At 45.0% G+C, this 12,745-nt stretch carries 17 protein-coding genes; 8 read left to right on the top strand and 9 right to left on the bottom strand.

Annotated elements, in window-relative coordinates:
- Positions 1 to 33 precede the first annotated feature (33 nt).
- The gene (locus PO830_RS00315) at positions 34 to 1,017 is read left to right on the top strand and encodes a TerC family protein (RefSeq protein ID WP_272851530.1); all 984 of its coding nucleotides are present in this window, start codon (positions 34 to 36) and stop codon (positions 1,015 to 1,017) included.
- Positions 1,018 to 1,071: 54 nt separating this feature from the next.
- Here PO830_RS00315 and PO830_RS00310 read toward each other — a convergent pair whose 3' ends face one another.
- Positions 1,072 to 1,281, bottom strand: coding sequence for a hypothetical protein (locus PO830_RS00310; protein WP_272851529.1), 210 nt, complete (start codon positions 1,279 to 1,281; stop codon positions 1,072 to 1,074).
- 2 nt (positions 1,282 to 1,283) lie between these two features.
- On the bottom strand, positions 1,284 to 1,895 hold the full coding sequence (locus PO830_RS00305; protein WP_272851528.1) for a nitroreductase family protein: 612 nt from the start codon (positions 1,893 to 1,895) through the stop codon (positions 1,284 to 1,286).
- A gap of 166 nt (positions 1,896 to 2,061) precedes the next feature.
- Here PO830_RS00305 and hpf point away from each other — a divergent pair, with 166 nt between their 5' ends.
- Together hpf and PO830_RS00295 are read left to right on the top strand one after the other, a co-directional pair.
- Complete coding sequence (gene hpf / locus PO830_RS00300) at positions 2,062 to 2,364, top strand: ribosome hibernation-promoting factor, HPF/YfiA family (protein WP_272851527.1); 303 nt, start codon at positions 2,062 to 2,064, stop codon at positions 2,362 to 2,364.
- 1 nt (position 2,365) lies between these two features.
- A complete protein-coding gene (locus PO830_RS00295; protein WP_272851526.1) occupies positions 2,366 to 2,824 on the top strand; it encodes an arsenate reductase family protein in 459 nt (152 codons plus the stop codon).
- A gap of 79 nt (positions 2,825 to 2,903) precedes the next feature.
- On the opposite strand, the gene PO830_RS00290 is transcribed toward PO830_RS00295, so the two are convergent.
- Positions 2,904 to 3,278 (bottom strand): hypothetical protein, encoded by a 375-nt coding sequence (locus PO830_RS00290; protein WP_272851525.1) that lies wholly within the window; start codon positions 3,276 to 3,278, stop codon positions 2,904 to 2,906.
- 143 nt (positions 3,279 to 3,421) lie between these two features.
- Between PO830_RS00290 and PO830_RS00285 the strand changes: the two genes are divergently transcribed.
- The 5 genes from PO830_RS00285 to PO830_RS00265 all read left to right on the top strand — a co-directional run bounded on the left by PO830_RS00285 (position 3,422) and on the right by PO830_RS00265 (position 7,957).
- Positions 3,422 to 3,910: a gluconokinase gene (locus PO830_RS00285; protein WP_272851524.1), complete on the top strand. Its 489-nt coding sequence runs from the start codon at positions 3,422 to 3,424 to the stop codon at positions 3,908 to 3,910.
- The gene (gene gndA / locus PO830_RS00280) at positions 3,897 to 5,303 is read left to right on the top strand and encodes an NADP-dependent phosphogluconate dehydrogenase (RefSeq protein WP_272851523.1); all 1,407 of its coding nucleotides are present in this window, start codon (positions 3,897 to 3,899) and stop codon (positions 5,301 to 5,303) included. The genes PO830_RS00285 and gndA overlap by 14 nt, the downstream gene beginning before the upstream one ends.
- Positions 5,296 to 6,642 (top strand): GntP family permease, encoded by a 1,347-nt coding sequence (locus PO830_RS00275; protein ID WP_272852009.1) that lies wholly within the window; start codon positions 5,296 to 5,298, stop codon positions 6,640 to 6,642. Before gndA ends, PO830_RS00275 begins: the two co-directional genes overlap by 8 nt.
- A gap of 146 nt (positions 6,643 to 6,788) precedes the next feature.
- Positions 6,789 to 7,064, top strand: a complete 276-nt coding sequence (locus tag PO830_RS00270) for a sigma factor (protein WP_272852008.1) — start codon at positions 6,789 to 6,791, stop codon at positions 7,062 to 7,064.
- Positions 7,061 to 7,957, top strand: a complete 897-nt coding sequence (locus PO830_RS00265; RefSeq protein WP_272851522.1) for a hypothetical protein — start codon at positions 7,061 to 7,063, stop codon at positions 7,955 to 7,957. Before PO830_RS00270 ends, PO830_RS00265 begins: the two co-directional genes overlap by 4 nt.
- A gap of 26 nt (positions 7,958 to 7,983) precedes the next feature.
- On the opposite strand, the gene PO830_RS00260 is transcribed toward PO830_RS00265, so the two are convergent.
- From PO830_RS00260 to PO830_RS00235, 6 genes are read right to left on the bottom strand one after another with little or no spacing between them, the layout of a single operon-like run.
- Positions 7,984 to 9,213 (bottom strand): class I SAM-dependent rRNA methyltransferase, encoded by a 1,230-nt coding sequence (locus tag PO830_RS00260; protein ID WP_272851521.1) that lies wholly within the window; start codon positions 9,211 to 9,213, stop codon positions 7,984 to 7,986.
- Between the two features lie 3 nt (positions 9,214 to 9,216).
- Positions 9,217 to 9,984, bottom strand: coding sequence for a TerC family protein (locus PO830_RS00255; RefSeq protein WP_272851520.1), 768 nt, complete (start codon positions 9,982 to 9,984; stop codon positions 9,217 to 9,219).
- Positions 9,985 to 9,986: 2 nt separating this feature from the next.
- Positions 9,987 to 10,244, bottom strand: coding sequence for an acyl carrier protein (locus PO830_RS00250; RefSeq protein ID WP_272851519.1), 258 nt, complete (start codon positions 10,242 to 10,244; stop codon positions 9,987 to 9,989).
- Positions 10,245 to 10,250: 6 nt separating this feature from the next.
- Positions 10,251 to 11,522, bottom strand: coding sequence for a beta-ketoacyl-[acyl-carrier-protein] synthase family protein (locus PO830_RS00245; RefSeq protein WP_272851518.1), 1,272 nt, complete (start codon positions 11,520 to 11,522; stop codon positions 10,251 to 10,253).
- Positions 11,519 to 11,968, bottom strand: a complete 450-nt coding sequence (locus tag PO830_RS00240; RefSeq protein ID WP_272851517.1) for a 3-hydroxyacyl-ACP dehydratase FabZ family protein — start codon at positions 11,966 to 11,968, stop codon at positions 11,519 to 11,521. The genes PO830_RS00245 and PO830_RS00240 overlap by 4 nt, the downstream gene beginning before the upstream one ends.
- Positions 11,968 to 12,744: an SDR family oxidoreductase gene (locus PO830_RS00235; RefSeq protein ID WP_272851516.1), complete on the bottom strand. Its 777-nt coding sequence runs from the start codon at positions 12,742 to 12,744 to the stop codon at positions 11,968 to 11,970. Before PO830_RS00235 ends, PO830_RS00240 begins: the two co-directional genes overlap by 1 nt.
- Position 12,745: the final 1 nt, after the last annotated feature.

Raw genomic sequence — 12,745 nt, 5'->3', positions numbered from 1 at the left:
GTCGCCGTATTTTTGCCGTAAAACCAACCGCTCGTGATCTGGACTGCTTTTATCGCGCTCATAATTATCTTTCTTGCCTTAGATTTAGGTGTTTTTAACCGAAAGGCACATGTCATTAAGACCAAAGAGGCCGCTATCTGGACCACCGTCTGGGTATCCTTTGCCCTAGCATTTTCAGGGGTCATCTATTTGCTTTTTCAAAACGGTCTCGTCGAGAATCCCACCAACCTCACGCCTCCTAACGCAACACTTAAGTACATCACAGGGTATTTGATAGAGTTATCGCTGAGCATCGACAATGTATTTGTGATCGCGATTATCTTTTCGTCTTTTAATATTCCCAGCAAATACCAACATCGAGTACTTTTTTGGGGAATACTAGGCGCGGTGGTGTTTCGCGGACTCATGATTCTCTTTGGTGTAGCGCTCATCAATAAATTCGACTGGATTATTTATGTTTTCGGAGCCTTTCTGCTCTATACGGCCTACAAGATGCTGCGGTCTGATAGCGAAGAGGATTTTAATCCGAAAGATTCGAAGGTCTATCGCTGGGTGCGGAAATTCTTCGCCGTCACACACCATACCGAAGGCGACAAATTTTTTATCCGAAAAATGGGGAAACGCATGGCCACTCCCCTTTTTCTGGCGTTAATCGTCATCGAACTGACGGACGTACTTTTTGCGCTCGACAGTATTCCCGCCATCCTCGCCATTACCGCCGATCCTTTCTTAGTATTCAGTTCTAATATACTGGCGATACTGGGGCTCCGTTCTATGTATTTCCTGATCTCTCGAATGCTTCAGAAATTTAGATATATCAACTATAGCCTGGTGGCGATCCTGACGTTTGTCGGACTCAAAATGATCTTTTCACACCATATCGAAATTCCGGAATGGGCCTCTTTGGCTGTTATCGCGGTGGCTCTTTTGGGTGGTGTTCTGGCATCGATCTATATCCATGAACCGCCTTCCGAAACCAACCCCTCTCCTACCGACGACCCTCATTTACCCTCATAAAAAAACGGCGATATTCTGTTACAAATACCGCCGTTTTAACCAAAACACAATTCACTAACTGTTCTCGTCTGTATCTTCATCTTCCAAATGCTTCATCGCATCGGCAATTTTCTTAGCATCACGTTCTTCTTTTTGAGCTAAGGTTAACTCTCCATTATCTCCCGGTTGAAAATCCTCCTTTTTGGTTGTTTTATTGAAATTGGAAGATCTGCGGTACGCATCTTGGAAGTCGGCGTGCTTCTTTTGTTTTCTTGTTTTTTCCATAATTAGTCTTTTTTGAAATTTCCGTTGAAGGCAAATTCGGTTTGCGACTTGCGTTCGCGTGTTGTTTTAAGTTCTTCTTCTTGTAGGTCTTCGGAAAGCGTTTCTGGGTCTCCTCCATAATACCCGAAGGCCGTGGCGGTAGCTACATGATAATTTTCCGGAAAACCAAACTCTTTCTTCGCCTTCTCAAAATCAAGTCCGGCCATTTGATGCGCGGCAATTCCCATAGATTGTGCCTGAGTTACCACGTTCCCCATAAAAAGACCGAGGTCATGAAGCGCATGAAAGTTTTCTTTTTCCCCCTTTTTCATATCGGTTTTAATGGCTCCTAACCACAAAGCGGGAGCGCCGTCGACCCAACCTTGATTGAATTCCACGAGACAATCAAAAATGCGATCATAGGTTTCTGTTCCCTTCAATCCCCAAACAATCCGCCAGGGTTGTAGATTGTTACTGCTAGGGGCCCATCGTCCTGCCTCCAACAGCACGTGGATATCTTCTTCCGTAAGCGCTTTCGAATCGAATGCTCTAGAGCTCCATCGGGATGCTAGCAACGGATGAATGTCAAATTCGGTTGGAGTTACTTTTTTAATCTTTTCAAGTGTTTCAGCCATTTTTTTCTTTTTAGTTTTCTAAAAGTAACGACTGTGTTTGGCTTCGAAAAACAATTACAAAACATTTAACGCATCGCAGGAATTTTGAGGGGTTTTTTCACAAAGAACTATTAAAAATTTTGCCTCCCCTCTCTCCTATTGTATCTTTAAAGGAAAATCAATAATTATGAACATCAACTTTGAATATGATAAGGTGTCAGCTAGCGATGCGCTGGAAATTTTTACCGCTAAGAAATTAGAAAAATTGTTTAACCGATACGATTTTATCGTACGGGCCGATGTATTCTTCAAAACGGAGAACACTTCAAGCGACGAAACCGGAAAAATCTGTAATATTCGTTTAAGTGCTCCCGGACCTCGTATATTTGCAGAAGCATCGAATGATAGTTTTGAAAAATCTGTTAGTGAATCGTATAATGAATTGAAGCGTCAACTACAGAAGCGGAAAGAAAAGATGCAAACTCATTAAGATGGAAGATATGGCAGTACTCGCAAGAGACGACAAACAGCTTACCTTAGTGTATAGCAGTAACACAAGAGTGGGAAAACACACGCTTAGTTACTTACAAGGGATCAGTGAGAAGATTCATGAAATTGATATTGCAAAAGTAAAGGTAACGGGAACCCAATGGGCAGAAATTGCTGATGGCCTTAACGTAAAGGTGGGCGATTTGGTAGATAAACGCGTTTTGAAGGATGATGACACCGACCGATCTGACTATAACACTGAAGATTGGGTAAAGATCCTTCAGAATAATAATGAAGTACTTACCCAACCTATCGCCATCAATGGAGAAACCATGAAGCAGATTGAAAATCCCACCGAGATCATGGAGTTTTTCGAAGTAGATTCTGCCGGACTCAAGAAAACGATGCACACAGACGACCCGACCATCGAATCAACCACCAAAGATGAAAAATTTAAATAACCGTTCTCCCACGAACAACTCCCTATAAGAAAAGCGCAGTATTAACTGCGCTTTTCGCTTTTATTCTCTCGTTGTCTGCTTACATTTTATCCTTGCTCGAAACTTCGCCTATAGGTTGCATAACGGGCCGCATCTTTTTATACAAGTCCATTTGTGGCTGCGTAAGCACATTGTTCATTTCAGTAATTTCTTGAATCTGAAGTTCAGCCAAAGCATCCATCTCGTTCTTTCCTTCGGTTTTCATTCGAATGGATTCGGCACGTATTAGAAATTCCTCTACCTTCTTCTGAAATAAGGTCATTTGCTTGGGTGTAAGCGCTAGTTCTTCATTGTATCGTTGTGTCAAAACTTCGGCTCTGGCTTCCATTTCGTCGTTGTCCTTCTGAAGAAAAGCATCTTGTGCGAAAGCCCCTGTGGCAATGAGTAATAATCCTAGTAACAATATCTTTTTCATAACGTAATAATTTTATAATTAGAAGATACCGCTTCAATACCGTATTCCGAGGGCTTTTAAAACTCTTTAACGCCCCCATTAACAGGCTTTTAAAAGAATTGAAATTCTGTGTATCTTGTAGCTTCTTTTTTAAAACAGAACTTTTGATTGTAATTATGGGTGTTAGTGGCTGCGGAAAGACAACGGTAGGATCGCTTTTGGCCCAAAAACTAGACGCTCCCTTTTACGATGCAGATGACTTCCACCCCGAAGAAAATGTACAGAAAATGCAAAGCGGAAATTCTTTGAACGATACCGACCGAGAACCTTGGTTGCGCCTCTTGGCGAACCGTATCCAAACGTGGTCAGAGAAAGGGGAAGCGGTACTCGCCTGCTCCGCATTAAAACACAGGTACCGTAACCTACTAGATCCCACTCGTGCTGCGTTTTGGGTGTACTTACAAGGTGATTACGACACCATCGTACAACGATTACAGCAACGCACAGACCATTACATGCCTCCGTCCCTGTTGAAATCGCAATTTGATACGTTGGAAGTGCCGGAAAATGCACTGCACCTGGCAGTAACCCATTCACCGGAAGCCCTTGTTTCAACAATAGTAACCCAATACTCCTTGTATGAAAAAAGCTGAATTTGGCATCATAGGCTTGGGTGTCATGGGAGCAAATCTTGCGAGCAACACCATAGAGAAAGGCATTTCCCTATCGGTTTTCAACCGTTCGGAAGGTGAAGAAGCGAGCGTGATTCCGAAGTTTTTGCAGCGCCATTCAGGGGCAGCTGTCCAAGGACATACGGTGTTAACCGACTTCATAATTTCGCTAATCAAACCCAGGAGAATCTTGATGATGATTCCAGCAGGAGTTGCCGTAGACAGCGTGATCAATCAACTCACTCCCCTACTCGACAAAGGCGATATACTTATTGACGGGGGAAATTCTCATTATAAAGATACCTTTAGACGCTGCGGAGACCTTCAGAAGGAGGGCATCTCCTTTTTTGGCGTAGGCATATCCGGGGGTGCACAGGGGGCGCGAAACGGCCCGTCTATGATGGTTGGGGGGCGCTATTCAGACTATTATCTTATAGAACCCATCTTACAAAGCATTGCGGCTAAAGATCGTTTCGGTACACCATGCGTGTCCTATTTAGGACCGCAAGGCTGTGGCCATTTTGTGAAAATGGTTCACAACGGAATTGAATATGCCGAAATGCAATTGCTAAGTGAAGTCTACGCGCTGCTTCGGCCGCATATGTCACAAGACGCGATGGCCGACCTCCTTTCAGAATGGAATCAAGGCGAAGCACAAAGCTTTCTACTGGAAACCACCATCGCCATTCTTCGAAAAAAAGAAGCAGGCAAACCGCTCTTGGAACTGGTTTGCGACCAAGCAGCGGCCAAAGGAACGGGAAGCTGGACGGTGCAGGCAGCAACCGAGTTAGGAGCTCCGGCTACATTTACAGCCGCAGCCTTGTTTGCCAGATCCTTATCGACGTTCAAAAAGAAACGTTCCGCCTGGTCTGAATTGCAAAACCCTACTTCCGGAACAGTAACGGATCTGTCGCCAACAGAATTACGTCATGCCTACCAATGGGCCCGTTTGCTAAATCATCATGAAGGCTTGCAGTTGCTACAAATAGCTTCTAACCATTACGGATGGAATTGTTCGCTTCAGGAAATCACAAGAGTTTGGACCAACGGCTGTATTCTCGCTTCAAAACTGATGGTCACAATATCTGAAACCCTTGAAAAGGAAAACGACCTGCTGCTTGCTTCAGCCTATGACGAGCACCGAAAGAAAGGCGTTTCTGCCCTCAAAGAGGTGGTTGCTGTTTCTCTGGAGAGTGCGATTCCAATCCCTTGTTTTTCAAACGCTCTAAATTACTGGAATACAATAATTTCAGTATCGTTACCTTCAAATTTAATTCAAGCGCAACGAGATAGTTTTGGCGGACATACCTATCGTCGAAAAGATCATCCCGACACAGCATCATTTACCACCAATTGGAACGACTCAAATGGATAGTACCTTACTACTTGCCATAGGCGCGGGGATTGCCGTGCTGCTGATACTCATCTTGAAATTTCGTATGCAAGCGTTTATCGCCTTGTTGATCGCCAGTATTCTGGTGGGGATCCTGGCCGGCATGCCGCCTCTCGCCATTATTGACACCATAAAAACAGGAATGGGCAATACCTTGGGGTTTGTAGCGGTGGTCGTCGGACTCGGTGCCATGTTCGGTGCTATTTTAGAACACAGTGGTGGCGCGGAAGCCGTTGCTGGATTTTTGCTGAACAAAACAAAGAATAAGAATACCGCCTGGGCATTGATGGGTACCGGGTTCTTTGTAGCCATTCCGGTTTTCTTCGACGTCGCTTTTATTATCCTGGTGCCGCTTATTTATTCGCTTCAACGCAAGTCTAAAAAGTCGCTTTTACTATACGGAATTCCCTTGTTGGCCGGACTTGCTATCACGCATGCCTTTATTCCTCCAACGCCGGGTCCGGTGGCAGTGGCGGACATTCTGAATGCTGATCTCGGCTGGGTGATTGTCTTTGGATTTATAGTAGGAATTCCAACGGCCATCGTGAGTGGTCCGCTCTTCGGAAAGTATATCGCCAATCGAATTCATATCTCGGCGCCGGAAGGTTTTGAGAATAGCGAAAAGCGCCATCAGTTGCCATCGGTGGGAGTGATTTTTGTGATCATCGGCCTTCCCATTATTCTTATTGTGTGTAACACGCTATTAAATAGTCCGATAGGTCGCAATTGGCTTCCCGAAACGGTTACCAACTGGCTTCAAATGATAGGCCACCCCTTTGTGGCACTTATTTTGGCAAATCTATTGGCCTGGTATGTGCTGGGAGTTCGTCGCGGGACGTCCCGAAAGGCACTTCAGAATATTACCACGCGTTCTTTGGCTCCTGCTGGCGTCATCATTCTTCTCACCGGAGCAGGTGGCGTTTTCAAGGAAACGCTTATTACTACAGGCGCAGGCGACATGCTCGCCACGTATTTCTCAGATTTAGGTCTTAGCACCCTTGTGTTTGCCTTTATTGTGGCTGCCTTAGTGCGTATCCTACAGGGGTCTGCTACGGTTGCCATGATTACCGCCGCGGGAGTAACTGCGCCCATGTTGCTGGCAGATTCCGGAGCAACGGACAAAGCGTTGCTAGTAATTGCCATCGCAGCAGGTGCTTCCATCCTATCCCACGTAAACGATAGTGGCTTTTGGTTGGTTAGTAAGTATTTGGGAATGAATGAAAAACAAACCTTTCAGAGTTGGACGGTGATGACCACTTTATTGGCGTTTACTGGCTTTGCGAGTGTTTTAGTGTTATCGATAGTGTTGAAGGGAATCTGAAAAAACACTGCTCGGTTATAATTATTGAGTGTCAACTGCAACCAATAGTTGTAACCTAGTTGCTTTTGTTGGAACAAAAAATATCAGAAGATTCAGTTGTCAAGCGAGTAGATGGGTTTCAAGGAGTCAGTCACAAGGACTGTAGGATGTACTGTGATAATAAGACGCATCGAGAAGATTCGTTTCAAGAAATTGTGCTGCAACTTTGGAAAACCTATTCATCGTTTCGGGGAGCCTCTAAGTTTTCATTAGAGATGTACCCAGTTGCGTTGAATGTTGCAATTCAGGATTTCCGCAAGGAGAAAAAGCGTAAATACTTATTCTTAGAGCGTTTTGAATTCAAAGAACTAGTTGTTTACATGAACGAAAGAATACGAATAAATCTTACAGAAAAAGTAAGACCACAACTATACACACAATGAAAAATCATTTATTCAACATCTCAACGTTCCTACTTTTACTGGCTCTAACGGCTTGTAAGACAAATGGAGACGATAGAAAAAACAAAGATGCAACAGCCGAAGAGCGTCTGTATCTTGGCCAAAAACCACCTGGACCAATGCCCGAACCTTTCGCTCCTGGAATAGTTACCACACAGGGTTGGGAATATGGTGGAGCTATTACTCCTGATTTAAAAGAGTTTTATTTTATCAGAGAAGTAATCGATGAGGAAGGAAAACCAAGTCAGCAGTTTGTTCTTATTCAAGATCACGATGGTGAATGGAAAGATAGCGTTATTTCCGCACGGGTTGGCCAGCCCATCTTTTCTCCAGATGGTAAAACCATGCACTTAGGCAGAAGGTATAAGAATCGCAATAAAGATGGTGAATGGTCTGAAATAAAAGAACTTCCAGCTCCTTTCGATACCTTACCCATCATGCGCCTTTCTGCTTCTAAATTAGGAACCTATGTTTTTGATGAAAGAGATACCATTGGCACCATTCAATATTCTGTTTTGAAAAATGGCGTGCGTCAAAGCCCAAAAGCATTCGGCGAAGAAATTAATTCAGGAAGTAGGACGGCACATCCCTTTATTGCTCCCGATGAAACGTATTTGATTTGGGACAGTGAACGAGAAGACGGAAAGGGTAATTCAGACATCTACATTAGCTTTCGGCAACAAGATGGTTCTTGGGGAAAGGCACTCAATCTAGGCGATAGGGTCAATACGGAGGCTTGGGAAGCGGCGGCTTCCGTCACACCAGACGGGAAATATCTTTTTTTTCATAGAAATATGGGGTCAGACGCTTTTGAAAATGCAGACATATTCTGGGTGAGTACCGAGATCATTGAAGATATAAGACCTAAAAATTAAGGGGACGTAGAGGGGGAATAAGACGCCTATTCCCTAGATTCTTTATCTTTTCTGTAATAACCACACTTCAAATACCAACCTTCCGGAAAGGTGACGGGATGATCAATATCGTGTCTTGTCGTATGAACCAAGCTGAAGATGCTACCCGAACGCTGTAAAGAGGTGTTGTTAATTTCGAAGAATTGATCTGCTTTTATACGGGATGAGCAAGAGGCCAATACAAGCGTTCCCTGGGGCGCTACGAGTTGCGCTCCCAAAAGGGCTAATTGATGGTACTTTTTGATAGCCTTCGGAATTTCTGAAGCGCGCTTTGCAAAACTGGGAGGGTCGATCACGACCATATCGAACGTTCTTCCTTCGGAAACCCATTGTTCCAAAACCTCAAAGGCATCTCCGGCTACCGTCTCATGCGTGCCACTGAAACTATTGAGGGCTGCATTTTCTTCTGCGACGGCGAGCGCTTGCGCACTAATATCAACACTCGTTACTTCTGTTGCACCCCCTGCCAAGGCGTGTACGGAAAATCCTCCGGCATACGAAAAAACGTCTAGAACCGTCTTTCCTCGAGCCATTTCGCCTACGCGTTTCCGATTGTGACGATGGTCTAAAAAATACCCGGTTTTGTGTCCTTTGATGACATTGGCTTGAAATTTAATCCCATGTTCCAGGAACGGAATGGTTTCTGAAGGCAGTGTGCCCGTCCAAAGCATCCCCTCCGAAAGTCCAGATTGGGGATGTTTCTGAAGCATTCTATTGAGGCGGATCACGGTAGTTTCCGTTTGGGCCTGTTCTTCCAAGAGTGGCAGTATAGTATTAAGAAATGGAATCCAAATGGCCGAATAAAGTTTTACGACAAGCACCTTATCGAAGACATCTGCAATGAGACCCGGGAGTCCGTCGTTCTCTCCGAATAAGAGTCGGTAACTATTGGTTTGGGTGGCTAAGAGCGGCGTGCGTAAGTGTTTGGCTTTTGCTATTTTTTCTGAAAAAAAGGTGCTGTCGAGGAGGGCAGGTCCTTTTGCGTGTATCATTTTTATGCGTATGGGAGAAAGCGGATCAAAGAGACCTATTCCCATGACGGTATTCGACTGTTGCCCAAATATTACCGCAATATCACCCGGCTTCCCTCCTTCTTTGCACTTTACGATATGTTTAGAAAAGATCCAAGGGTGTCCACTGCGCACAATGCGTTCGCCCGCCGCGCTAAGTTTAACCGCAAGTCGCTTCGGAGTACGTTCTAAGCCCCCGCTTTCCATTGGCTACAATTGTTGGTTGAGTTTTTTCTGATAGCGACTTTGCACAATATCAATAAGCACCAGGACCGCAATGACAAAATAGAAGGTCGTTTTGCTCATAGGTGTAACCTCGTTTCCGAAGAGTTTTAAATGGGCAATATGTCCTCCTTCCGAAAGCAACATAACCCCGACGATCAACAAAATAAAGAGTCCGAGTACCTCATACATCCGATTCTTTTTTAAGAATTCGGTGACTTTTCCACTGAGCCAGATCATGAGCAATCCACCAATAACGATCGCTGTTGCCATCACCCAAAAGACATCCGTCAGGGCAATAGCGCCCAGAATAGAATCGAAGGAAAACACCAGATTCATGATCACAATGGAGGTTATAATCATGCCCACCGATTTTGGTTTAGCAGCTTCAGCTTGATGCTTTTCGATAGTCATCATATGTAATATCTCTTTTACAGCTGTATACATGATAAATACGCCGCCAAATAAAACAATGATGCTGTGTAAGTTAAAATCACCTTCAAAAATACCGTTCCCGTGAATTCCGAAGAAGGGATCTTGAAACAATTCGATAAGTCGCAATAAAACGAACAACAGTACAATACGCAGCACAATGGCGAGCCCGATGCCCAATTGGCGCACTTTCTTCTGTTTTTCAAGGGGCGCGCGCTTCGACTCAATCGAGATGTATAATAAATTATCGAGCCCTAGAACCGCTTGAAGTAGGGTTAGGAGCGCAAGTGTTATGAAGTTTTCGGGAGTAAAAAGTCCTTCCATGCTTAGGCATCTTGGTTGAGTTTCTTCTGAATGATCTTAATGGCGTCGTTTACGGTGCGCAAACTTTCCATATCGTCATTTGCAAACTCAATATCAAAAGCGTCTTCCACGTCTAAAACCACATCCACCAGATGTGCCGAATTGATATTCAGTTCTCGGGTGAGATCCTTATCGGGGTCAACCTCATCTGGAGAAACATCTTCAGGTAAATAATTTTGAATAATGGGAAGTAATTTGGCGTAAATCCGTTCGGTGGTCATGGAGTTTTAAATTTTTCTAAAGATAACACACGCGTTGACATCTCCAAAACCGAAACTCGCTTTTGCCACGGTGGTTAGCGGAATTTCTAAAGTGTTTCTCGGAATGCGATCGCTATCCACTTGATTTTCAATATCCGGATGAAGATCTTCTGCATTTACATTGGGGAAAATAAAGTTGTGTTTTAACTGAAGTAGGCTAGCAACAATTTCCATACTACCGCTTGCCGCCAAGCCATGCCCGATCATTCCTTTGAGCGAGTTGATATAGGGGAAGTCCGCTCCGGAACGTTGCAACGCTTTGCACCAATTGTCTATTTCTACCGGATCTTTAACGGTCGCCGTTAAATGCCCATTGATATAATCGATTTCTGAAGCGGAAACCTGGCTATTACTAAGTGCATCGATGATGCAACGTTGCACCGCCGTGTTGTTAGGAGCGGTCATGCTACCACCAAGGCGTTGCCCACCGTTATTGATGGCGCCTCCCAGTACTTCCGCGTACATTGTAGCGCCTCTTGCCTTGGCGCTTTCCAGGGTTTCTAGCACGTAGGCTCCGGCACCACTTGCAGGAACAAATCCACTGGCGGAAGCACTCAAGGGCCGCGAGCCCTGTTCTGGTGCATCATTGTATTTCCAGGTGGTGACGCGCATGGCATCAAAACCACCCCAGAGATACGGACCGTCATCACTGCAGCTACCACAGAGCATTTGCCTTGCTTTTCCGGCCACCAAGTGTTCATACCCAAGAAGCAAGGCTTCGGTGCCGGTGGCACAGGCAGCCGAGTTGGTGGTAACTCGATTTCCGGCACCTATCATGCCTCCCAAATAGGCACTAATACCGCTAGCCATCGTTTGAACCACCGTAGTGCTTCCTAATCGACGTACTTTTTTATCATCTACCTGGTAGATGGCTTCGCGAAACTTGTCAACACCACTTGTGCCCGTTCCAAAGATGATCCCGAGGTTCCATAACGGATCTTCCTCGGCAGTGGCAGGGCGTATATTGGCATCTCGTAAGGCTTCCATTCCGGAAATGATTCCGTATAGAATTCCGTTGGCATTAAAGTTCCGTTGCTGTAGCGCAGACAAATTGGCGTCTATGATGTTTTGCGTAAGAGGCGGCTTCCCTCCTATCTGGCATGAGAACTTCAAGGCTTCTAACTCCGGAAAAAAACGAATGCCCGAGCTTCCCGAACGCAAAGCGGCTTCAAAGTTGGTGCAACCCACTCCATTGGGAGCAACGATTCCCAGTCCGGTGATAACAATGCGTGGTTTCATAAGTCTGGTTGAATTAACATGCCACTAATAGTGCCCTGGCAAACGACTTCCTCCTTGGTATTCTTCATGCGCACCTTACATTTTAGCTTTCCGAAGCGGAAGTATACTTTCTCTGAGGCAACAAACACCTTTTCTCCCGGAAATACCGCTTTATGAAATACAATATTCGTTTCACTAAGTGCGACGGTAGCCGTATCAGAGAGTTTTTCCGAAGCGGCTAAAAAAAGTCCTAAGCATACCACCCCAATTTGCGCCATACATTCGGTGAGGATCACTCCGGGGGTAACCGGATGGTTTACAAAATGACCCTGATAAAAATCTAAGGTTTCTGAAAATGTGAAGGTGCCTGACGCACCCTCTTCATCCACATGCGTGAGATGATCAATAAAGCGAAAGGGTGCTTTGTAGGGCAGCTGATCGAGTATGTATTGAAACTTTTTTGTCATTAGCGCAAGTGTTCGCCACCGTCGGCTATGAGTACGGTACCATTGATCCAGGCTCCTTTTTCCGAAGAAAGTATGGAAACCACATTTCCGATGTCCTTAGGCGTTGTGAGTCGCTGAAACGGATTTCTTTTTTCCGCCATTTTAGCCAATTGCTCACTCCCCGGGATCATTTCAAACGAAGGGGTTATGGTGGTTCCTGCCTGAATACAATTGGTGCGAATTCCCTTGGGGGCAAATTCTACCGCCATTTGACGCATTAAGGCTTCCAGAGTAGCTTTGGCAGCAGATACGGCCCCATATCCGGGCCAAACCTTATTGTTTCCTTCGCTAGTAAAGGCCACATTACACACCGAATGCGCCAAGCGATCTGTGTTAATGGCCAATTGTGTCCATTGGTACCAATTCGTAGCCATAGCGTGCAAGGTAATATTGAGATCTTCAATCTGTAACGCTCCCTCAGACGTATTCATAGGCTTCAAGCTTCCCTTGGCAATACTGTGGATTAGGACGGCAACGGACTGTTTTGGGAGTTCCAAAAGCACCTTATTAATGGTCTCTGTTGCTAACGCATTTTGATTGAATTGGAGAACTTGTATACCGTGTTCTTCTAAGGCGAGCGCTTTTGCTTCAAACTCTTTTAAGGCACTTCTACGAGTGCGATGCACAATGCACAGATGATATCCGTCCTCCGCTAACTGAGCGGCAGACGCCCAACCGAGTCCGCTACTGCCCCCTATTACTAACGCCCACTGATTTTTTATTGATTGTTGTGTCATA

It is taken from the genome of Altibacter sp. HG106 (assembly GCF_028561755.1).
Classification (GTDB): domain Bacteria; phylum Bacteroidota; class Bacteroidia; order Flavobacteriales; family Flavobacteriaceae; genus DFVG01.
Note: the sequence above shows the minus strand (reverse complement) of the source record. Positions and strands in the feature narration are given on the sequence as shown.

Excerpts from the sequence above, each read along its gene's own strand:
- PO830_RS00305 (WP_272851528.1), bottom strand. The coding sequence starts at position 1,895 with ATGGCTGAAACACTTGAAAAGATTAAAAAAGTAACTCCAACCGAATTT.
- PO830_RS00265 (WP_272851522.1), top strand. The coding sequence starts at position 7,061 with ATGAAAAATCATTTATTCAACATCTCAACGTTCCTACTTTTACTGGCT.
- PO830_RS00310 (WP_272851529.1), bottom strand. The coding sequence starts at position 1,281 with ATGGAAAAAACAAGAAAACAAAAGAAGCACGCCGACTTCCAAGATGCG.
- PO830_RS00260 (WP_272851521.1), bottom strand. The coding sequence starts at position 9,213 with ATGGAAAGCGGGGGCTTAGAACGTACTCCGAAGCGACTTGCGGTTAAA.
- PO830_RS00245 (WP_272851518.1), bottom strand. The coding sequence starts at position 11,522 with ATGAAACCACGCATTGTTATCACCGGACTGGGAATCGTTGCTCCCAAT.
- hpf (WP_272851527.1), top strand. The coding sequence starts at position 2,062 with ATGAACATCAACTTTGAATATGATAAGGTGTCAGCTAGCGATGCGCTG.
- PO830_RS00255 (WP_272851520.1), bottom strand. The coding sequence starts at position 9,984 with ATGGAAGGACTTTTTACTCCCGAAAACTTCATAACACTTGCGCTCCTA.
- PO830_RS00290 (WP_272851525.1), bottom strand. The coding sequence starts at position 3,278 with ATGAAAAAGATATTGTTACTAGGATTATTACTCATTGCCACAGGGGCT.
- PO830_RS00295 (WP_272851526.1), top strand. The coding sequence starts at position 2,366 with ATGGAAGATATGGCAGTACTCGCAAGAGACGACAAACAGCTTACCTTA.
- PO830_RS00250 (WP_272851519.1), bottom strand. The coding sequence starts at position 10,244 with ATGACCACCGAACGGATTTACGCCAAATTACTTCCCATTATTCAAAAT.
- PO830_RS00240 (WP_272851517.1), bottom strand. The coding sequence starts at position 11,968 with ATGACAAAAAAGTTTCAATACATACTCGATCAGCTGCCCTACAAAGCA.
- PO830_RS00270 (WP_272852008.1), top strand. The coding sequence starts at position 6,789 with ATGTACTGTGATAATAAGACGCATCGAGAAGATTCGTTTCAAGAAATT.
- PO830_RS00235 (WP_272851516.1), bottom strand. The coding sequence starts at position 12,744 with ATGACACAACAATCAATAAAAAATCAGTGGGCGTTAGTAATAGGGGGC.
- gndA (WP_272851523.1), top strand. The coding sequence starts at position 3,897 with ATGAAAAAAGCTGAATTTGGCATCATAGGCTTGGGTGTCATGGGAGCA.
- PO830_RS00275 (WP_272852009.1), top strand. The coding sequence starts at position 5,296 with ATGGATAGTACCTTACTACTTGCCATAGGCGCGGGGATTGCCGTGCTG.